At 40.3% G+C, this 20227-nt stretch carries 17 protein-coding genes; 10 read left to right on the top strand and 7 right to left on the bottom strand.

Going from position 1 to position 20227, the window contains the following annotated elements; genetic code table 11:
* Nucleotides 1-43: 43 nt before the first annotated feature.
* Nucleotides 44-1867, bottom strand: a complete 1824-nt coding sequence (gene typA / locus I6F54_RS10615; protein ID WP_024589533.1) for a translational GTPase TypA — start codon at nucleotides 1865-1867, stop codon at nucleotides 44-46.
* Between the two features lie 507 nt (nucleotides 1868-2374).
* On the opposite strand from typA, the gene glnA reads away from it, so the two are divergent.
* From glnA to I6F54_RS10640, 5 genes are all read left to right on the top strand, one after another.
* Nucleotides 2375-3781 (top strand): glutamate--ammonia ligase, encoded by a 1407-nt coding sequence (glnA, locus tag I6F54_RS10620; protein WP_024594310.1) that lies wholly within the window; start codon nucleotides 2375-2377, stop codon nucleotides 3779-3781.
* A 113-nt stretch (nucleotides 3782-3894) separates the two neighbouring features.
* A complete protein-coding gene (locus I6F54_RS10625; RefSeq protein ID WP_024589531.1) occupies nucleotides 3895-4416 on the top strand; it encodes a DUF4124 domain-containing protein in 522 nt (173 codons plus the stop codon).
* An 82-nt stretch (nucleotides 4417-4498) separates the two neighbouring features.
* The gene (gene glnL, locus I6F54_RS10630; protein ID WP_010554790.1) at nucleotides 4499-5569 is read left to right on the top strand and encodes a nitrogen regulation protein NR(II); all 1071 of its coding nucleotides are present in this window, start codon (nucleotides 4499-4501) and stop codon (nucleotides 5567-5569) included.
* A 14-nt stretch (nucleotides 5570-5583) separates the two neighbouring features.
* The gene (gene ntrC, locus I6F54_RS10635; RefSeq protein WP_165739232.1) at nucleotides 5584-6969 is read left to right on the top strand and encodes a nitrogen regulation protein NR(I); all 1386 of its coding nucleotides are present in this window, start codon (nucleotides 5584-5586) and stop codon (nucleotides 6967-6969) included.
* Nucleotides 6970-6998: 29 nt separating this feature from the next.
* The gene (locus I6F54_RS10640; RefSeq protein WP_166421825.1) at nucleotides 6999-7457 is read left to right on the top strand and encodes a cyclic nucleotide-binding domain-containing protein; all 459 of its coding nucleotides are present in this window, start codon (nucleotides 6999-7001) and stop codon (nucleotides 7455-7457) included.
* A gap of 9 nt (nucleotides 7458-7466) precedes the next feature.
* Here I6F54_RS10640 and I6F54_RS10645 read toward each other — a convergent pair whose 3' ends face one another.
* Entirely contained in the window at nucleotides 7467-8132 is a 666-nt protein-coding gene (locus tag I6F54_RS10645; protein ID WP_197119408.1) for a hypothetical protein, read from the bottom strand.
* A 55-nt stretch (nucleotides 8133-8187) separates the two neighbouring features.
* Complete coding sequence (locus I6F54_RS10650) at nucleotides 8188-8475, bottom strand: hypothetical protein (protein ID WP_165739228.1); 288 nt, start codon at nucleotides 8473-8475, stop codon at nucleotides 8188-8190.
* A gap of 255 nt (nucleotides 8476-8730) precedes the next feature.
* Between I6F54_RS10650 and I6F54_RS10655 the strand changes: the two genes are divergently transcribed.
* From I6F54_RS10655 to I6F54_RS10670, 4 genes are all read left to right on the top strand, one after another.
* Nucleotides 8731-9114 (top strand): RNA-binding S4 domain-containing protein, encoded by a 384-nt coding sequence (locus I6F54_RS10655; RefSeq protein WP_010554787.1) that lies wholly within the window; start codon nucleotides 8731-8733, stop codon nucleotides 9112-9114.
* Nucleotides 9115-9215: 101 nt separating this feature from the next.
* Nucleotides 9216-9644 (top strand): hypothetical protein, encoded by a 429-nt coding sequence (locus tag I6F54_RS10660; RefSeq protein WP_197141292.1) that lies wholly within the window; start codon nucleotides 9216-9218, stop codon nucleotides 9642-9644.
* 365 nt (nucleotides 9645-10009) lie between these two features.
* Entirely contained in the window at nucleotides 10010-12754 is a 2745-nt protein-coding gene (gene acnA / locus I6F54_RS10665; protein ID WP_197141294.1) for an aconitate hydratase AcnA, read from the top strand.
* Nucleotides 12755-12891: 137 nt separating this feature from the next.
* Nucleotides 12892-13146, top strand: a complete 255-nt coding sequence (locus I6F54_RS10670) for a hypothetical protein (RefSeq protein WP_165739223.1) — start codon at nucleotides 12892-12894, stop codon at nucleotides 13144-13146.
* On the opposite strand, the gene I6F54_RS10675 is transcribed toward I6F54_RS10670, so the two are convergent.
* The 4 genes from I6F54_RS10675 to I6F54_RS10690 all read right to left on the bottom strand — a co-directional run bounded on the left by I6F54_RS10675 (nucleotide 13147) and on the right by I6F54_RS10690 (nucleotide 18196).
* Nucleotides 13147-13695 carry a DUF4124 domain-containing protein gene (locus tag I6F54_RS10675; protein WP_165739221.1) on the bottom strand — a complete coding sequence of 183 codons (549 nt, stop codon included), beginning with the start codon at nucleotides 13693-13695 and terminating at the stop codon, nucleotides 13147-13149. It abuts the gene before it with no gap.
* Nucleotides 13696-13839: 144 nt separating this feature from the next.
* A complete protein-coding gene (locus I6F54_RS10680; RefSeq protein WP_197141296.1) occupies nucleotides 13840-14580 on the bottom strand; it encodes a phosphoadenylyl-sulfate reductase in 741 nt (246 codons plus the stop codon).
* 42 nt (nucleotides 14581-14622) lie between these two features.
* Nucleotides 14623-16320, bottom strand: coding sequence for an assimilatory sulfite reductase (NADPH) hemoprotein subunit (cysI, locus tag I6F54_RS10685; protein WP_197141304.1), 1698 nt, complete (start codon nucleotides 16318-16320; stop codon nucleotides 14623-14625).
* 61 nt (nucleotides 16321-16381) lie between these two features.
* Nucleotides 16382-18196 carry an assimilatory sulfite reductase (NADPH) flavoprotein subunit gene (locus I6F54_RS10690; RefSeq protein ID WP_197141306.1) on the bottom strand — a complete coding sequence of 605 codons (1815 nt, stop codon included), beginning with the start codon at nucleotides 18194-18196 and terminating at the stop codon, nucleotides 16382-16384.
* A gap of 303 nt (nucleotides 18197-18499) precedes the next feature.
* Here I6F54_RS10690 and I6F54_RS10695 point away from each other — a divergent pair, with 303 nt between their 5' ends.
* Entirely contained in the window at nucleotides 18500-20125 is a 1626-nt protein-coding gene (locus tag I6F54_RS10695) for an endonuclease (RefSeq protein ID WP_197141308.1), read from the top strand.
* Nucleotides 20126-20227 lie beyond the last annotated feature (102 nt).

The raw sequence follows: 20227 nt of genomic DNA on the forward strand, positions 1-20227 counted from the left end.
TGCAATACAGCGGCTTTTAAAATCATAATTCTAAATTAATAGATTATGCTTTTGGTCCACGACCTGCACGTTTACGTTCGTTTTCTGTAAGGTAACGCTTACGAATACGAATGTTTAGTGGAGTTACTTCAACTAGCTCGTCATCATCGATGAACTCAAGCGCTTGCTCAAGTGAGTAGTTAAGGTGTGGAGAAAGCGTTTGCGCTTCATCAGTACCAGATGCACGTACGTTAGTTAACTGCTTGCCTTTAAGGGCGTTAACTGTAAGGTCGTTATCACGGTTATGAATACCGATAACCATACCTTCGTATACTTCAACACCGTGACCGATGAATAAACGGCCGCGTTCTTGTAAGTTGAATAATGCGTTAGTAAGTGCTTTACCCGTTGCGTTTGCAATCATTACGCCGTTCTTACGAACACCGATGTCGCCACCTTTGTGAGGACCGTAATGATCGAACGTATGGTACATAAGACCAGAACCCGAAGTAAGCGTCATGAAATCAGTTTGGAAACCAATTAAACCACGGCTAGGGATCATGAAATCTAAACGCATACGGCCTTTGCCATCTGGAGTCATGTTAGTAAGTTCACCTTTACGTAGGCCAACTTGTTCCATAACAGAACCCTGATGCTCGTCTTGACAGTCAATAGTAACTGTTTCAAACGGTTCTTCTAGAACGCCATCTACAGTACGTAAGATAACTTCTGGACGAGAAACTGAAAGCTCGTAACCTTCACGACGCATGTTCTCGATTAAGATACCTAGGTGTAATTCACCACGACCAGAAACACGGAAGCTATCTGGGCTACCAGTATCTTCAACGCGAAGTGCTACGTTGTGTACTAATTCTTTGTCTAAACGTTCACGGATATTACGTGACGTTACAAACTTACCTTCTTTACCACAGAAAGGTGAGTTATTTACAGAGAATGTCATTGTTACAGTTGGCTCATCAACACTTAATGGTGGTAATGCTTCAACGTTTCCTGGGAAACAAACTGTATCAGAAATCTTAAGCTCACCAATACCTGTTACAGTTACGATGTTACCAGCGTAAGCTCTATCAGTTTCGATACGTTCAAGACCTAGGTAGCTTTGTACTGCGCCAATTTTACCATTACGTGTAGTGCCATCAGCACTGATAATAGTAACTTGTTGGTTAGGAGCAACAGAACCACGTTTAATACGACCAATACCAACTACACCAACATAAGAGTTGTAATCTAGTTGAGAAATTTGCATTTGGAAGTCACCTTCAGGATCTGCATCCGGTGGTGATACTTCGTCAACGATCATCTTGAACATAGGTTCCATGTTGTCTGATGGCTCGTCTAAATCTAGTGTTGCCCAGCCGTTGATAGCTGAAGCGTAGATTACTTTAAAGTCTAACTGTTCGTCAGTTGCGCCAAGGTTGTCGAATAAATCAAAGATTTGATCCATAACCCAATCAGGACGTGAACCTGGCTTATCAATTTTATTGATAACTACGATTGGCTTTAAGCCTTGCGCGAATGCCTTTTGCGTAACGAAACGCGTTTGTGGCATTGGACCTTCTTGAGCATCAACAAGTAATAATACTGAGTCAGCCATCGAAAGTACGCGTTCAACTTCACCACCGAAATCGGCGTGTCCCGGAGTATCTACGATATTGATATGGTAGTCGTTCCAAGAGATGGCTGTGTTTTTAGCCAAAATGGTAATACCACGTTCTTTCTCAATGTCGTTTGAGTCCATCACGCGCTCTTCGTTACCGCCGCGTGTTTCTAATGTACCTGATTGCTCAAGTAGTTTGTCAACCAGAGTTGTTTTACCGTGGTCAACGTGCGCGATAATCGCTATATTTCTTAACTTTTCGATGCTCATATATTTACTCAGAGAAATTAAATTCTCAATGATCCTGCAAGATCTACGCACTCATCCACGCTTTCGCGAGATGTCCCAGCATAGGATTTAAAAGGGCGCATATTATCCCTCATTAATGACATGGATGAAAGTTTATCCAATACATATTTTAAAACTTTCTCAATACTTTTACTAAGTATCTGTTTTATATATGACAATTATATGAATTAAATTTCAATATTTTTTTGAAAAACAGTCTTTTTGGCTATTTTTCCGATCTTTTTGTTACTCTTTTACATTTAGGTTATGCTAATTTCAGCTGATTAAATTAACAACAAATTACGCTCTGTAAATTTTGCACCGAAATGGAATATTTACGCACCAATATGGTGCGTTTATATATTCCATTTTGATGCAATGATATTTTTTTAATTTATAAACAGCCAGTTACAATAATGGCACAAAATCAGCTTAGTAAATACCAAAGCAATTATGCAGCAATAACAAAACCCAATAGTTGGAGGACACATGTCACAATCGGTTTTAGATTTTATTAAAGAAAATGACGTCAAGTTCATTGATTTACGCTTTACTGACACTAAGGGTAAAGAGCAACATGTATCGATTCCTCATCACCAAGTTGATGAAGATTTTTTCGAAGACGGTAAAATGTTCGACGGTTCTTCAATTGCAGGCTGGAAAGGCATAAACGAATCAGACATGGTATTAATGCCAGTTCCTGAGTCAATCAAACTAGACCCTTTCACTGAAGAAGCGACATTAATTTTACGTTGTGACGTAGTAGAGCCTTCTACACTACAAGGCTATGAGCGCGACCCGCGTTCTGTTGCTAAGCGTGCTGAAGATTACATGCGTTCTACAGGCATTGCAGACACTGTTTTATTTGGCCCTGAGCCAGAATTTTTCGTATTTGACGATGTTAAATACAAATCAGATATGTCTGGTTCTATGTACAAAATTGATTCTAAGCAAGCTGCTTGGAACTCAGATAAAGAATATGCAGATGGCAACACTGGTCACCGTCCAGGTGTTAAAGGCGGTTACTTCCCTGTTGCTCCAGTTGATGACTTCCAAGATTGGCGTTCAGCTACGTGTCTAGTTCTAGAAGAAATGGGCCAAGTAGTAGAAGCACATCACCACGAAGTAGCAACAGCAGGTCAAAACGAAATCGCTACTCGCTTTAATACAATGGTATTAAAAGCGGATGAAATTCAAGAAATGAAATATGTTATCCATAACATGGCTCACTTATACGGTAAAACAGCAACGTTTATGCCTAAGCCAGTTGTTGGTGATAACGGTTCTGGTATGCATTGTCACCAGTCTTTAGCTAAAGACGGTGTTAACCTTTTTGCTGGCGATAAGTACGGCGGCCTTTCTGAAGATGCGCTTTACTACATTGGCGGCATCATCAAGCATGCTAAAGCAATTAACGCTTTCGCAAATGCGTCTACTAACTCGTACAAACGTTTAGTACCAGGTTTTGAAGCACCAGTTATGCTTGCATACTCTGCACGTAACCGTTCTGCATCAATCCGTATCCCAGTGGTTCCATCTGAAAAAGGTCGTCGTATTGAAGTACGCTTCCCGGATCCAACTGCTAACCCATACCTTGCTTTCTCAGCAATGCTTATGGCTGGCCTTGATGGTATCAAAAACAAGATCCATCCTGGCGATGCTATGGATAAAGATTTATACGACTTACCAGCTGAAGAAGCAGCAGAAATTCCAACTGTTGCAGCATCACTTGACGAAGCACTATCTGCACTTAGCGCAGACCGTGAATTCTTAACTCAAGGTGGCGTATTCACTGATGACTTAATCGATGCTTACATCTCACTTAAGTCTCAAGAAGTTGAAAAGCTTAACATGACAACTCACCCAGTTGAGTTTGAAATGTACTACAGCTGTTAATTAAGCTGTAAAAAATATGTGTGTTCTCAAGCCCGCTTTGCGGGCTTTTTTAATGGTAAAATTAAACAAACTCCACTAAAGTTAAGCTACCGATAAAAATGCAGGGCTGCAGAGTGAATAACAAGATTTTATTACTATTAATTACTTTAGGATTAAGTAATTATGGTTATGCCGGTGAAACAAAAATATACGCTTGGAAAGATAAAAATGGCGTATTAGTGTTCTCAGACACCCCTCATAAAGGGGCCCAAGAGGTAAAGCTCACCAGCCAAGATCTTAATATGCCTGCAACAAATACTGACATTTTTGACGAGCAACCTCAGCCTCAACAAGCGGCCTTTAGTATTGCTATTTCCTCACCTGATCATAACCAGACTATTCGTGAAAATACCGGCACTGTTTATGTAACTAGCCGAATAAAACCACGCTTTGAAACTGGTTTTACTATACAACTTTTTATTGATGGTAAAGCACACGGCCCAGCCAGTGACAGCTCAACCTTTGCAATTAGAGATGTAGAACGTGGTCAGCACACACTACAATTAAAGCTTTTTAATAGTAAAAACCAAGTTATTGCTACAAGCGAACCCTGCATATTTTTTATGCACCGAAAAGGGCTAAACCTAGGTAACTAAATTGGGGCATTACTAAACGTGCAGCAGTGTATTTAACCATATAACTTGCTTGCAAACATCCACGCACTAAAATGGTGCAGCTATGATTAATAATAAAAACTTTAGCCCTGAGCTACTCGATGCCATTTGGCAAAATCAAACAACCGCTATCATGTTACTTGATAAAAACTTCACCGTTGTATATGCCAATACCAGTACCAGCGAGCTGCTTGGCCTTGGTAATAAGCGCCTATTAGATCAACCGTTTGATAGCCTTTTTAACTACCATTCAATCGATTTACAGCGTATAGAACAATACTCACTAGTTGAAGGCGTAGATTGCCAGCAGCATAGAGCTGACGTGGTTTTTAGCGATTCTCGCCATGCAAAAGTAGCCGTAAGTACACGACAAATTAAGTTTAATGGCTCGCTTTATATTTTATTTGAGTGGCGCCAAACCGATGACGAAATTAAGCACGACCAAGCGTCTAATCAAATGCATCAATATCAAGCTGCCCGAAACCTAATTAGAGGGTTAGCTCACGAAATTAAAAATCCTTTAGGTGGAATTCGCGGAGCGGCGCAGTTATTGCAGTATGAGGTTGATCAACAAGAAAGAGATCAATGTGCTGAGCTCATCATTGAGCAAGCCGACCGATTACGCGAGCTAGTAGATAGGCTTTTGGGGCCCAATCAACTTCCTCAAAAATCGTATGGCAATATACATCAATCACTTGAATCAGTTGCAAGGCTAAGTACGTTAGATAATTGTTCTAACATTAGCTTAGTTAAAGATTACGACCCGAGTATTCCTGATGTATACATTGATCAAGGCAAAATTCAGCAAGTGGTATTAAACATTGTTCGAAATGCCCAACAGGCGCTTGTAGATGGCGGTGAAATAACAATAAAAACCCGCATAAATCATCAGCATCGTCGCCCGGGTAAAGCACCTAAAAAAGCCTTGTTGATCCAAATATCTGATAACGGACCAGGTATTGATCCCAGTGTACGCGAAACACTGTTCTACCCTATGATCACCAATAAAGAAGGTGGCTCTGGGTTGGGCCTTTCAATAGCGCAAACACTGATTGATCAACATGATGGCTATATAGAATGTGATAGCTGGCCTGGACATACTGAATTTAATATCTATCTGCCCTTTGCAGATTAATGTTTGGAGTTTGCATGAAAACAGTTTGGCTTGTAGATGATGATGCTTCTATTCGATTTGTACTCGAAAAAGCACTAACCCGTGCAGGGTTTAACGCAGAAAGCTTTTCTAACGCGCAAGATGTATTAAGCGCATTGAAGTTTAGCCAACCTACTGTTTTAGTTTCGGACGTACGAATGCCAGGTATGGATGGTATGGCGTTGCTTGAACTTATTGCAGAGCAAAACCCTGGATTGCCCGTTATTATAATGACCGCGCATTCAGATTTAGACTCTGCCGTTAATGCATTTCAAAAAGGTGCTTTTGAATACCTCGCTAAGCCGTTTGATTTAAACGAAGCGGTAGCACTAGTCGAAAGCGCATGCAGAGCAAATTCCACTAAAAAAACTAAGCGTAAGCAAGCTCCACCAAAAAGTGCGCATATAATTGGTGAAGCACCCGCCATGCAAGAAGTATTTAGAGCGATAGGTAAGCTATCGGCCTCTAGCATGAGCGTATTAATAAATGGCGAATCTGGAACAGGTAAAGAACTTGTCGCCAGTGCGCTGCACAATCATAGCCCACGTAAAGAAAATCAATTTATTGCACTTAACATGGCAGCCATTCCAAAAGAGCTTGTTGAGTCAGAGTTATTTGGCCACGAAAAAGGCGCATTTACGGGCGCCGACAGCGTGCGTAAAGGCCGCTTTGAGCAAGCCAATGGCGGCACACTATTTTTAGATGAAATTGGTGATATGCCACTTGATGTACAAACACGTTTATTACGCGTTCTTGCCGATGGTGAGTTTTATCGCGTTGGTGGCCATCAAAGTATAAAAGTAGATGTGCGTATTATTGCGGCTACGCACCAAAACCTTGAAGATTTAGTTAAACAGGGCAAGTTTAGGGATGATTTATTCCATCGTCTTAATGTTGTGCGCCTACGTTTACCTGCTCTTCGAGAGCGTACTGAAGATATAGAAAGCTTATCGCAACACTTTTTACATAAAAGCGCTAAAGAGCTACAAGTAGAAAGCAAAGTGCTGAGCCCTAAAGCGACTGAGCAGTTACGTTTATTTAATTGGCCAGGCAATGTACGCCAATTAGAAAACACCTGTCGCTGGCTTACTGTAATGGCACCGGGTGAGCTTGTGAGCGAGCAAGACTTACCGCCTGAAATTCTTGATGCAACACCAACTCAAGAAGAAGGTGATTGGTTAGATGCGTTTCAGCAATGGCTTAATCAAGAACTTAAACAAGGCAAAGAAAATATTTGGCCTGACATTCAAGCTCAGCTAGAAACCCGCTTAATAAAAACGGCACTGGCTAATTGCTCTGGCCATAAGCAAGATGCCGCTATAAAAATTGGTTGGGGACGCAACACGTTGACCCGAAAATTAAAAGAGCGCAATATTAGCTAATTAAACGTTTTTAACACATTTGGTTATTGATGAAGCTAATCGAACATATTCCATTATTCAAACAAATGGAAATTATAAACAGGCTGCACTTTTTTAAAGAATTTACGCTCAGCGAGCGCCAAGTCTTATTGGAGTCGTTCGGCCTGTTATATTTAGTAAGCCAGCATCAGTTTTTATTTAAGCAATACGATAACGACAAGCGCTTATATATTGTACTTAGCGGTGCGTTGTTAGTATTTAAACATAATCATTTGCTAGAACTTGGAACGATAGTACCTGGTGAATTTATAGGTGAAGGCGCTTTTATAAATAACCGAGAGCGTAGCACTAGCGCACGCGCTAAAACCGACAGTATCGTCCTTGCCATTACCCCTGAAGCACTCACCCGTTTACCTAACGTTATCCGTGAAAAAATTAAAGACCGAATTATAGAAGGTATGAGTCTGCGTATTGCAAAACTTAGCGAGCATATAGAAACCCACGGTTAACTCTATCACTCAGTCCATATAAACAATTTGTAGTGAGCAATCAAGCCAGCTGGGGTTATTAACATGAGCTGTAAACCTGTAAGTATCGGATGGCTTGGCGCCAAAGGGAGTATTTACAAGCGGCTGTGAGTGGCTATATGTCTGGGAATAGATTTTATAATAAATAACAACATACCCATACAAATACTCCCAATTAAGCCTCACAACCGCACCACTTGGTAAGGTAAAGTCGGCATATTTATCTGTAAATGTGACGAGTAAATCATTGTACTTGTCTTCGCTGCATTGAGTTGTTCGTAACTTTTTAGGCATAACAAAGGTTGTACCCGCCACTGCATTTTTTAGATAAAAGCCTATATTGCCATCACCATAAAAATGATTTGAACGCGTTGTATAGCTAACTTGTGGCTCGTAACCTAGCCCCTGCATAATAGTAGCTAACTGCTCAGTCTCTTTTGGGTAAATTTTGTCACTTGATAAGAGTAATGTAGCCTCACCAAACTCTGATGGGATTGCCAGCGGTACATATTCATAAGGGAGCGATTGTGCTTTTAGCGCAGCATCGAGCTGATCGCGCTGTTCATCTTGCAAGTTTTCACTAAATACATACACGGTAGGTTGTTGGCACGCAGCTAATAGTAATGCCAACACATATATTAAAATTCCATTTTTCATAGTTACCCCTTTTGATTACGCTTGTAGTCTATTAAAGGTAACTATTTATAGCAATTTAATTTGTTTGGCTATTTAACCACGCATCAACACTTTTACGAGTGTATAAAACTTCTTTAAATAAACGATGACGTTGAAATTCAAGTACCGATTTTTTTTTCATATCGCCACTCACTAAGCGGCTATGGTGATCGTTAAATTTTGAAATCACAGAAAAACCACGTTCAGCATTTTCCTTTTGCTCTTTTACTTGATTAGTAAGATGTGACCTAACATCATCTGCGGTCAACATATCTGAATTATCTAAGCCCATTAGCTCTTTTTTCATTGCTAATCTTACGCCCATTTTCTACTCCGTTTATATGTATTCATTACACATTGATTAATCCGCCAGAGTTTTAGCAATTAGCGAGCCATACGTAAAAAAGATTGCAACGAAGCTTAACTTTTAATTGCTTCAGTTTTTTTAAAGACAGATAAAATACCTAAAAACTTTCATAACTAATTGTGTATTACCACTATCTAAAGTTACTTGCTTTGGTGCAAAAGTCGCTGTAAGCCTTTATACTAAAGCCTGTGCGTTACCCCACCGAGAGCAAATATGAACGAAGAATATATAGAAATAGAGTTAGAAGAAGAGCCGATTGAGCTTTGTAAATTATTAAAAGTATTAAACTTAGTTGAAGGTGGCGGCCAAGCTAAAAACCTAATTACCGAAGGCTATGTGGGTGTTAACCATGAAATTTGTACAATAAAGCGGAAAAAATTATACAGTGGCGATGTATTAGAATTTGATGGTGAATTTTTTAAACTTGCGCTAAGTGAAGATGCAACCCCTGCAGAAAAACCTGCGGTACAAACTCAAGCAGAGTCAAAGCAAGCTGCACCACAACCAACAAATCAGCCAGCTAAAAGTAAGCGTAAGCGAACTAAAAAACCAAAAGTAGATGATAAAACAGGTCGTCGACCTATTTCATTTGGTTAAGCATTTAAAAGCCCTCTTTTTATATAAAAAGGTCAACTTGTATAGTTGGCCTTTTTACTCTTTAATAACCTAGTTAATAATAATAAAAACAAGGTTATAAAATGTCTGTTAAAACACCTAAAAATTGGTTTAAGCCCGTTGTATGGGCGGCACTCGTATGGAACTTACTTGGCGTTATTGCATTTGCTATGCACATAATGATGACACCCGAAATGATAGATAAACTTCCGCTAGATCAACAAGCTGCCTACTCTAACGCTCCTATTTGGTCAACCATTGCATTTGCTATAGCTGTATTTGGAAGCACTTTTGGTTGTCTGTTTTTACTTGCTAAAAACGCGCTGGCAACACCTACTTTTGCGCTATCGCTCGGCGCTATTTTAATTCAGCAATATTATAATTTTGTGGTCATAAAGAGTATTGAGCTACTTGGCGCAAGTGCTGTATTTATGCCTATTTTTGTAATCATTATTGCCATTGCTTTACTTTGTTTGAGTATTAAAGGTAAGCAGCAGGGCTGGTTACGGTAATTATACCAATTGCATTAAATTAGTGATCTATTATAGCGCTAAGAAAATAGCGTAATAACAAGGCGAAAATTACGACATATAGTTGTTCTATATGAATAATTTTTAACGCAGTGAGTGCGCTATTTAATACGATAAAATGATCATGTTTTTAATAAAATTGGTATTAATAAGGGTCGAAATAACTTTTGACCCTACCTCTTTCAAATCATCTCTTGAAATTAAACTTTTCAGCATCATCTCTACTATATTAACTGTATAAAACTCGTTCTCTAAACACGATTTTTTACACTGGTATGCACTTTGCAACTCAAGCACTACAGAGGTCACTCTTCAAAATATTTTTCTAATTCATAAAGGGGCAAATAATGAATAATAGTTTCGATACCCAACATCAGCTCACAATAAATGGTGAGCAATATCATATTCATTCTCTAAAAGGACTTGGCGACAAAGCGAAACGATTGCCCTTCTCCTTAAAAGTATTACTTGAAAACCTTCTTCGTAACGAAGACGGCGCAAATATTAAAGAACAAGACATTCAAGCCCTCCTTAATTGGGACCCTCAAGCGAAACCTGCATCTGAAGTTGCCTTTACCCCCGCTCGCGTAGTTATGCAAGACTTTACCGGCGTACCCGCTATTGTTGATTTAGCCGCGATGCGTGACGCAATGGAAAAACTAGGTGGAGATCCCGCAAAAATAAACCCGTTATCGCCTGCTGAACTTGTTATTGACCATTCGGTACAAGTAGATGGTTACGGCAATGATGGTGCATTTGATTTAAATGCAAAACTTGAATATGACCGAAATAAAGAACGTTACGAATTTTTGCGTTGGGGACAAACCGCTTTTGATAATTTAAAAGTAGTGCCACCAGCAACCGGCATTGTTCACCAAGTAAATTTAGAATACCTAGCACGCGTTGTTTTTAATGAAGAGTGCGACGGCAAAAAATACGCTTACCCAGATACGCTTGTAGGGACTGACTCTCACACCACCATGATTAATGGCTTAGGTGTGCTTGGTTGGGGCGTAGGCGGCATTGAAGCCGAAGCAGCTATGCTCGGACAGCCAATTAGCTTACTCATTCCACAAGTAGTAGGTATGAAGCTAAGCGGCAGATTACCTGAAGGTACAACCGCGACTGACTTAGTACTAACGGTAACCGAAATACTGCGTAACCACGGCGTAGTAGGTAAATTTGTAGAGTTTTATGGTGACGGCCTTGCCGACTTACCACTTGCAGACAGAGCTACCATAGCGAATATGGCACCAGAGTACGGTGCTACATGTGGTATTTTCCCGATTGATGATGAAACCATTAACTACCTTCGCTTAACAAACCGCGACGAAAAGCAGCTAAAAGTAATTGAAGATTATGCTAAGCATCAAGGCTTATGGCGTAACGATGGCGACGAAGCTAGCTACACCGATACACTTGAACTTAAATTAGATGATGTTGTACCGAGCCTTGCAGGCCCTAAACGTCCACAAGATAGAATTGCCCTAAACGAAGCTGGCAAAGTTATTGGCGATCATTTAAAAGGCTTCCAAGACGAGCGTATGGCTCGTCGCGATAAAAGCGATGAAGAACAAGCTCGTATTGAAAGTGAAGGCCCAGCAACAAACCCAGACGAACCAGTTAACGAAGCGCAGTTTATGGGTGCCGCTAAGGTTAAATTTAAAGGCCAAGAGTTTGAGCTAAACGATGGCGCTTGTGTTATTGCCGCGATTACCAGCTGTACTAATACTTCTAACCCAAGTGTTATTTTAGCCGCAGGCTTAGTCGCTAAAAAAGCAAAACAGCTTGGTATTAATGTAAAACCTTGGGTTAAAACATCACTTGCGCCAGGCTCTAAGGTAGTTACCGACTACCTGGAAAAAGCAGGCCTAATGGATGACTTAGAAAGCTTAGGCTTTAACCTTGTTGGCTACGGTTGTACAACTTGTATTGGTAACTCAGGCCCACTTCCAACTGAAATATCTGATGCCATTCAAAAGCACAAATTAGTGGTTAGTTCTATTTTATCGGGTAACCGTAACTTTGAAGGACGCATTCACCAAGATGTTAAAATGAACTTTTTAGCGTCTCCTCCGCTTGTTGTAGCTTACGCTATTGCCGGTAGAACAGATATTGACGTATACAACGAACCCCTTGCCCAAGATGCTAACGGTAACGATATTTACCTTAAAAACATTTGGCCAAGTGTTAAAGAAGTTAGTGACCTAGTTAAAGAAACAGTAACTAAAGAAATGTTCGAAAAAAGCTACGCTAACGTTTACGAAGGCGATAGCCGTTGGCAGCAAATTAAAATACCAGATGGCAAACTTTACGATTGGGATGACGCATCTACCTACATTAAAAAAGCACCCTTTTTTGACGGTATGAAAGTAGAACCACCAGGTATTCCTACTATTGAGGGTGCACGTTGTTTAGCTAAACTTGGGGATTCAGTAACCACTGACCATATTTCTCCAGCAGGAGCTATTAAAGCCGATTCGCCAGCAGGTTTGTACTTGCAAGAAAAAGGTGTAGAAAAATCGCAGTTTAACTCGTATGGCTCACGCCGTGGCAACCACGAAGTGATGATGCGTGGCACGTTTGCCAATGTTCGCCTTAAAAACTTACTTGCCCCAGGTACTGAAGGCGGCGTAACACGTACTCAGCCTGGCGATACGCTAGAAAGCATTTATGATGCTGCTATGGAGTATCAAAAAAATAATACACCACTTATTATTTTAGCGGGTAAAGAGTACGGTACAGGTTCATCTCGTGACTGGGCGGCTAAAGGCTCACTGTTACTTGGTGTAAAAGCCGTTGTAGCACAAAGCTATGAGCGTATTCACCGCTCTAACTTAATTGGCATGGGTGTATTACCGCTGCAATTTAAAGAAGGTGAAAGCTACGAGTCGCACGGGTTAACTGGGCAAGAACAATTTGATATTGATGGCTTGTTCGACAAAACAGATGAAGTCACTGTTATTGCAACCAATGCCGAAGGTAAAAAAGTAACCTTGAGTGCTGATGTACGTATTGATACCCCTAAAGAGTGGGATTACTACAAACACGGCGGCATTTTACAATATGTATTGCGTAATATGCTCGATTAATACGCGCTGTAATTAGTGCATTTAAAAGCCCAGTTTAGTAATAAGCTGGGCTTTTTTATGTGTGCCGTTTATTGTTTCAAATCAATGCCGAATATTTAAAGCCGGCCTACACTAGGGTTACTCTTAGTGAGGTGACTATGTCGCAAATAATGATTATTCGACTGCTTAAAACATCAATAGTGTTTGGATTATGCCTTATTGTGACTGGCCACTCTTTAATTGTGTCGAGTTATTTCACTGTTAATCATGGTATTAAAGGAATAATTACAGCGGCAGCATTTATCGCTATAGGGGTGCTATTATCACTTCCCACTAAAATATATTTAACCATACTGTTAATGGAAGCCGAAAAACGTTATTTAAAAAACCATAAAAGCCCTAACTCAGAATAGCTAAAGTGCGCTTAAATTATTAATTTCTTTATTACGTTTTTCTAGTTTGTCTTTTACATTTTCGGCGTCATTAAATAGCTTTTTAACAGAGTCTGGGTTCAAAATACTGATCCCCTCTTGTGCAGCCGACATTGTATTTGTACTTGGAGAGGTATTTAAAATAGACGTGTCTTCTGCAGCAATAACAGTAATATCTTTAGGATCGAGTTTTACTTCAATACTTTTTGCATGCGGGTTAGGTGTATCAGAAAAGTGCCATTGACCGGTTTCGTCTTGCCACTTAAAAATTTTACTACTTGAGTTAGTACTTGCAGGCATTGGTTCATCAGAAATACTGCTCGCAATTTTATCGCCCGCTTGCTTAACGCCCTGCACAGCTTGATCTAGAGTATTGCTTGAAAGCGCGACCATTTTTTCTTTAATTTGCTGAGATTCATTACTAATAGATGATGCAGAAAGCCATGTTTGACCATCGGGCTTTTTTAAATAAAACAAAGAGATGACTGCAATAGCCATGATTGATATAGCTAAGTAGGTAAAGTATTTCATAGCGTTCCTGCTTTAATTAATCCTTTATTTCCTTGAGTTTAATAAAAAATACTTAATTAGGCAATTTTTGTACCCTAATTAAAGAAAATAAAAACGCAGCCTAAGCTGCGTTGTTGTTATTGATTTAACTACAACTTAGTAACGTTAAATACCGTCACCATCCATGTGTAGTCCGCATTCTCGGTTTAAACCAAAAAAGCGAGTTTCTTCTTCTGTCATTCCAGGTTCTAACTTACGCGTTGTATGCACGTCGCCCATCGACACATAACCTTGCTCCCATAATGGGTGATAAGGTAAATCGTGCTTAGTTAGGTACTGATACACGTCGCGGTTAGACCATTCAATAATTGGGTACACTTTAACCGTGCCACGGCTAATTTCTACAAACTGTTTATCAGCACGCGATGATGATTGATCGCGGCGCAGGCCACTAAACCAAGTACCGGCTTCAATCTCTTTTAGCGCGCGGGTCATCGGCTCTACTTTATTAAGCTGATTATATTGCTTAATGCCGTCCTCCCCTTTCTCCCATAGTTTACCAAATTTAGCCTCTTGCCATGCTGGGCTAAGCGGCGCTCTATACACCTTTAAGTTAAGCGATAAACGCTCACTCATTTGTTCAATAAACTGATACGTTTCAGGAAATAAATAACCAGTATCGGTTAATACAACAGGAATATCTGGGCGTTGTGAGGTCATTAAATGCAGCATCACTGCTGCTTGAATACCAAAGCTAGATGATAAAAATGCCGTATTAGGCAAGTTATCAAGCGCCCATGCAACGCGCTGCTCAGCGCTCATACCCGCTAGTAAACCATTAGCATCAGCTAACATTGCCGTTTGGCTTTGTTTATCTAGCTGTAAAATATTTTTAAATTCACTCATGGAAAATTCCAAGCCTCACCAGCGCTAAGCGCTGGTATTAAATTATGCGTGAAAATCGGTTACTGATACTTTTACTTCAGCAACAATGCCTTTGCGTATAACAAAGTCACCAAAACACTCACCTTCGTTACGCTCTTTAGCCCACTGGCCAATTAGCTTATCGAATGCTTCTAGGTAAACGTCTTCGCCTACGTTCTCAAGGTACAATTTAGGAATACGTGTACCTTCTAAATTACCACCTAAGTAAACGTTGTATTTACCTGGGCCTTTACCCACTAAACCAGCTTCTGCAAGCATTGCGCGGCCACAGCCGTTAGGGCAACCTACAACGCGCATAATAATGCTGTCATCGGGTATACCGTGCTTAGCAAGTAATGCTTCAGTTTTTTCTACTAGGCTTGGTAAGTAACGCTCTGCTTCGGCCATTGCAAGTGGGCACGTTGGCAGTGAAACACACGCCATAGAATTTTTACGCTGCTGCGAATCTGTGTCGTCAATCAGGCCATGGCTACGTGCAATCTCTTCAATCACGGCTTTTTGATCTGCAGGTACGCCAGCAATAATTAAGTTTTGGTTTGCCGTCATACGCATGTCACCTTGGTGAACTTCTGCGATTTTACGACAACCTGTTTTAAGCGGCTTGCCTGGGTAGTCTAAAATACGACCACTTTGAATAAATAGCGTTAAGTGGTGCTTACCATCAATGCCTTCAACCCAACCAATGCGGTCGCCACGATGAGTAAACTCAAACGGACGGCTTGGTGCAAACGTAACGCCTGAGCGCTTTTCAACTTCTGCTTTAAATACATCAACGCCTACACGGTCTAATGTGTATTTAGTTTTTGCATTTTTACGGTTTGAACGATTACCCCAATCGCGCTGCACAGATACAACATGCTCTGCAATTTTTAAGGTATCTTCTAACGTAATAAAGCCAAAGTCATCTGCTTTACGCGGATAAGTTGCTGTATCGCCGTGCGTCATGGCAAGGCCACCGCCCACTAATACGTTAAAACCAACAAGTTTGCCGTTATCAGCAATTGCCACAAAGTTTAAATCGTTAGCGTGCACATCAACTTCGTTGTTAGGTGGAATAGTCACCGTGGTTTTAAACTTACGCGGTAAGTAGTTAGATCCTAAAATTGGCTCTTCTGTGGTTTCTGCTTTTTCGCCATTTAACCAAATTTCGGCATACGCTTTCGTTTTTGGTAATAAATGTTCAGAAATTTTTGCAGCCCAGTCGTAAGCTTCTTGGTGTAACTCAGACTCAACGGGATTAGTGGTACAAAGTACATTACGGTTAACGTCACCCGCTGTAGCAATAGAGTCTATACCTACGCTATCAAGCATTTGGTGCATGCCTTTAATATTAGGCTTTAACACTCCATGAAACTGAAACGTTTGACGCGTTGTTAAACGAATGCTGCCGTAGCTTGTTTTGTCATCTGCAAACTTGTCGATTGCTAACCACTGCTCTGGCTTAATAATACCGCCAGGCATACGTGCACGTAACATCACATTATGTAGCGGCTCTAGCTTTTGCTTAGCGCGCTCTCCACGTATATCGCGGTCATCTTGTTGATACATGCCATGAAAACGAATTAGCTGAAAGTTATCGGCTGTAAAGCCACCGGTAATTTCGTCTGTTAAATCTTTTTCTATGGTGCCACGTAAAAAGTTACTTTCTCTTTTCAAACGTTCGTTATCAGAAAGTTTTACGTTTTTATCTTGTTCGCTCATTTTAAATCCTAAATTTGTTACAGTGACGGCTGTTAGCTGTTAAATAAAATAAGAAACGTGATTAATACACGTCTTTCTGATAGCGGTTTGCGCTACGCAAATCTTTTAAATATTGCTCTGCGTCTTCATTGCTCTTGCCTGTGTTTTCTTTAACAATATCAAGCAAGGCGTTGTGTACATCTTTTGCCATGCGATTTGCATCGCCACAAATATAAAAGTGAGCACCGGCTTCTAACCATTCAAACACGTCTTTACTGTTACTGCGTAACTTATCTTGCACATATACTTTTTCGGCTTGATCACGGCTAAATGCAACATCTACTTTGTTAAGTAAACCCGATTTTAAATAACCCTGTATTTCTACTTGGTATAAAAAGTCTTGAGTGAAATGTGGGTTACCAAAAAACAACCAGTTTTTGCCTTGCGCTTCACGCGAATCACGTTCTTGTAAAAATGCACGGAACGGCGCAATACCCGTACCAGGGCCAACCATAATCACAGGTGTATCATCGTTAGTTGGTAAGCGGAAGTTGTCGTTATGTTCGCTAAATACTTTAACTTTACAGCCTTCTTCTGCACGACGAGTTAAGTAACCCGTACAACCACCTAAATGCTCGCTATCAAATGTATCAAACTGCACTAGACCTAGTGTTAAATGCACTTCGTCTTCAACCTCAGCTTGGCTAGATGCAATTGAGTACAAACGAGCTTGTAGTTTACGTAGGCAATCTACTAATGTTTGCGCATCAATGTTTGCAGGGTTTTGGCGAATCACATCAAATATTTGACGAGGTTCAATATACGCACGCATTGCAGCTTTATCTTCTACAAGCTTTAATAATTCAGGCGTACCAGTTGCTATTGCGTATTTTTCTACAAAACCTGGGTATGACTGAGTCAGCTCTAGTTTTTCAATAAGTGCATCACGTACGCTTAGCTCTTCATCACCTACTTTTACAATGCTTGTTGCATCTATTTGAGTAAGTGTAAGTACTTCATCAACTAATACATCATCATTTAAAAAGTACACACCTAACGAATCACCTGGTGTGTAAGTAATGTCTGACCCTTCAAGCGAAATTTCAACGTGGCGTACATCTTTAGTTGAGTCGCGACCGGTAATTTTTTGAACTGTTAATAGCTCTGCTTCAAATGGATTTTGCTTTGTGTATTGGCTTGAAGCGGTCGTTGGTGCGCCAAATGGCATTGATACAACTTGACCACCAGCGGCTTCTTGCTGCGCTTTTAAATCAGGTTCGAATGCATCAACTGCACCGGCAATCCATGTTGCAGCTTCATCTTCGTAATCTACATCTAAATCAGCACGTTGATATATGGTTTGCGCACCGAGTTTATTTAAACGCTCTTCAAAATCTTTTGCTGTTTGGCAGAAAAACTCATAGCTAGAATCACCTAAGCCAATAACCGCTATTTTTACATCGTCTAGTTTTGGCGCTTTTTTAGTGGCTAAAAATTCGTGAAGTGTTTCTGCGTCTTCAGGTGGCTCACCTTCGCCGTAAGTAGATACAACGATAGTTAAAAACTTTTCTTTTTTCAGGGCTGTTGGTTTGTAATCTGACATGCTAACAAGCTTAACTGCTAAGCCTCGCGACTCAGCCTGCTCTTTCATTTTGGTAGCTACACCTTTTGCGTTACCTGTTTGCGAACCATATAAAATAGTTAGCGCTGCTGCATCACCCGCAGCCGGTACGCCTGCCGTAGGTGCACCTAACGCAGCCGAATTAGCATTTGCAGCTAAGTAACCACTCACCCACGCTTGTTGAATTGGATTAAGTTCAGCCACTAAACCTTGCAGCTTTTGTACTTGATCTTGCGATAGCGGGCTTGCCGCAGCATTTAGTTGACCTAACAACATGAATCGATTCCCCATAACCCTGAAAATTAAACACAACACACTTTGTGTATTGTTAAAAATGAGTTTTACCTCATCCAGAGCGTATCTGTTGAGGTTTTCTAAGTATGTAGGATAACGGGCTCTGCATAGATAAAAAAAGAATAGAATCTGCTTTGATATTCCATTTAGTTATTAATTTATAAAAACACCTTCAAAAACAGATTAAAGGGCGATTATTGCCTTTTACAGTGCTTTAAATTAACAATTTTGTAACCTAACTAATGTAGGGTATATTCCTCATTCAAAATAAAAATAGGAACAACTATGTTACACGGGAAATATAAAAATAAACTACTTAGTACCGCATTGTTACTTGGCTCATTACCTGTAATGGCCAATGTAGCTAATGGCGGATTTGAACAATGGTCAGGTAATACACCTGATGCATGGACTACGATAGATAGCGGAATTGCTTTATCTCGCTCAACCAGTACAGTTAAAAGTGGTAGTAGCTCTGCTGCTGTCAATGTAACAACAGGATCGCAAAGTAACACTGATTTACTACAACAAGTTGCTGTAAAAGCAGGTAAAACCTATAACTTTTCGGCTGATGTTTACCACACCGAAGGTAAAATTAAAGCTCGCTTGTATGTAGATGGTTATCAAGGCTATTCAAATCAAGCACAAACTAACCAATGGCAAACAGTTAGCCATAGCTATACAGCAAGCAGTAATAAAACAATTAGTGTTGGCCTTAGGTTTTACGATGTAAGTGGATTTGATGGCAGCGAAACCGTATACGTAGATAACTTTTTACCAAACGCTGATGGCAGCGCATCAACAAGCTGTACTGACAATAGCCTCATCTTAACGCTTAGTACCGATAATTACGGTAGCGAAACTAGCTGGGCCGTTAATAACAATCAAGGTAGTGCTGTTGCTAACGGCAGTGGTTACGCATCAAACACTCAGTATGATGAGCAAATATGCCTAACTGATGGAACTTACACACTTGTTATTAACGACAGCTACGGCGATGGCATGTGTTGTTCAACAGGTAATGGCAGTTATGCACTTAAGCAAGGCTCTACCACATTTGCTAGCGGTGCAAGTTTTAATAATACAGACAGCACAGCATTTACTTTAGGTAGTGGCTCTGGTGATGGCGGCGGGACCAACCCAACACCCACTGGCTACTATGTTACTGCTCAAGGGTTATCGGGTTATGCACTAAAAACTGAGCTTTATAATATTATTAAAGATCATAATGCACAGGGTTACTCGGCTATTTGGAATTTTTACGACTCATCAGCACGTGATACATACTTTGAAAACGATAACAGCATTTTAGATATGTATAGCGAAAAACCAAACGGCTCTGACAGCTACAATTATGCTGCGGTGAGCGATCAATGTGGTAACTATAGTGGAGAAGGCGGCTGTTACAACCGTGAGCATTCATTCCCTAAAAGCTGGTTTGGCGGCACTATTGAGCCAATGAACTCAGATGTGCATCATATTTACGCAACCGACGGTTATGTAAACTCAAAACGTAGTAACTTCCCATTTGGTGAAGTAGCAAGCGCTTCATTTACATCAACTAACGGAAGTAAATTAGGTTCTGCCGCAAGTTCATTAAATTACTCAGGTACTGTATTTGAGCCAATTGACGAATTTAAAGGTGACTTTGCTCGCGCTTATTTTTACATGGCAACGCGCTACGAAAATATAATTGGTTCTTGGCAAACTAAAACAACTTCAAGTAATGCGGTACTTAATGGCTCAAGCAATAAAGTATTTGAAAGCTGGGTTGTAGCAATGCTGCTTAACTGGCATAACAGTGACCCTGTGAGTCAAATGGAATTAGACCGTAACCAAGCCGCATTTGAGTTTCAAGGTAATCGTAATCCGTATATCGACCACCCTGAATTTGTAGAAATGATTTGGTAAAAAATTGATAAATACAGGCCTCAGTATTTATTGAGGCCTTAACTAGTTTTGCAAAAACAAGCTATATACTCCTAATTAATAGCCTACCCACTATATAAAAAG

It is taken from the genome of Pseudoalteromonas sp. SWXJZ10B (genome assembly GCF_015864475.1).
Classification (GTDB): domain Bacteria; phylum Pseudomonadota; class Gammaproteobacteria; order Enterobacterales; family Alteromonadaceae; genus Pseudoalteromonas; species Pseudoalteromonas arctica.

Coding starts and splice junctions, on each gene's coding strand:
- typA (WP_024589533.1), bottom strand. CDS start 1,867: ATGAGCATCGAAAAGTTAAGAAATATAGCGATTATCGCGCACGTTGAC.
- glnA (WP_024594310.1), top strand. CDS start 2,375: ATGTCACAATCGGTTTTAGATTTTATTAAAGAAAATGACGTCAAGTTC.
- glnL (WP_010554790.1), top strand. CDS start 4,499: ATGATTAATAATAAAAACTTTAGCCCTGAGCTACTCGATGCCATTTGG.
- ntrC (WP_165739232.1), top strand. CDS start 5,584: ATGAAAACAGTTTGGCTTGTAGATGATGATGCTTCTATTCGATTTGTA.
- I6F54_RS10640 (WP_166421825.1), top strand. CDS start 6,999: ATGAAGCTAATCGAACATATTCCATTATTCAAACAAATGGAAATTATA.
- I6F54_RS10645 (WP_197119408.1), bottom strand. CDS start 8,132: ATGAAAAATGGAATTTTAATATATGTGTTGGCATTACTATTAGCTGCG.
- I6F54_RS10650 (WP_165739228.1), bottom strand. CDS start 8,475: ATGGGCGTAAGATTAGCAATGAAAAAAGAGCTAATGGGCTTAGATAAT.
- I6F54_RS10655 (WP_010554787.1), top strand. CDS start 8,731: ATGAACGAAGAATATATAGAAATAGAGTTAGAAGAAGAGCCGATTGAG.
- I6F54_RS10660 (WP_197141292.1), top strand. CDS start 9,216: ATGTCTGTTAAAACACCTAAAAATTGGTTTAAGCCCGTTGTATGGGCG.
- acnA (WP_197141294.1), top strand. CDS start 10,010: ATGAATAATAGTTTCGATACCCAACATCAGCTCACAATAAATGGTGAG.
- I6F54_RS10670 (WP_165739223.1), top strand. CDS start 12,892: ATGTCGCAAATAATGATTATTCGACTGCTTAAAACATCAATAGTGTTT.
- I6F54_RS10675 (WP_165739221.1), bottom strand. CDS start 13,695: ATGAAATACTTTACCTACTTAGCTATATCAATCATGGCTATTGCAGTC.
- I6F54_RS10680 (WP_197141296.1), bottom strand. CDS start 14,580: ATGAGTGAATTTAAAAATATTTTACAGCTAGATAAACAAAGCCAAACG.
- cysI (WP_197141304.1), bottom strand. CDS start 16,320: ATGAGCGAACAAGATAAAAACGTAAAACTTTCTGATAACGAACGTTTG.
- I6F54_RS10690 (WP_197141306.1), bottom strand. CDS start 18,196: ATGTTGTTAGGTCAACTAAATGCTGCGGCAAGCCCGCTATCGCAAGAT.
- I6F54_RS10695 (WP_197141308.1), top strand. CDS start 18,500: ATGTTACACGGGAAATATAAAAATAAACTACTTAGTACCGCATTGTTA.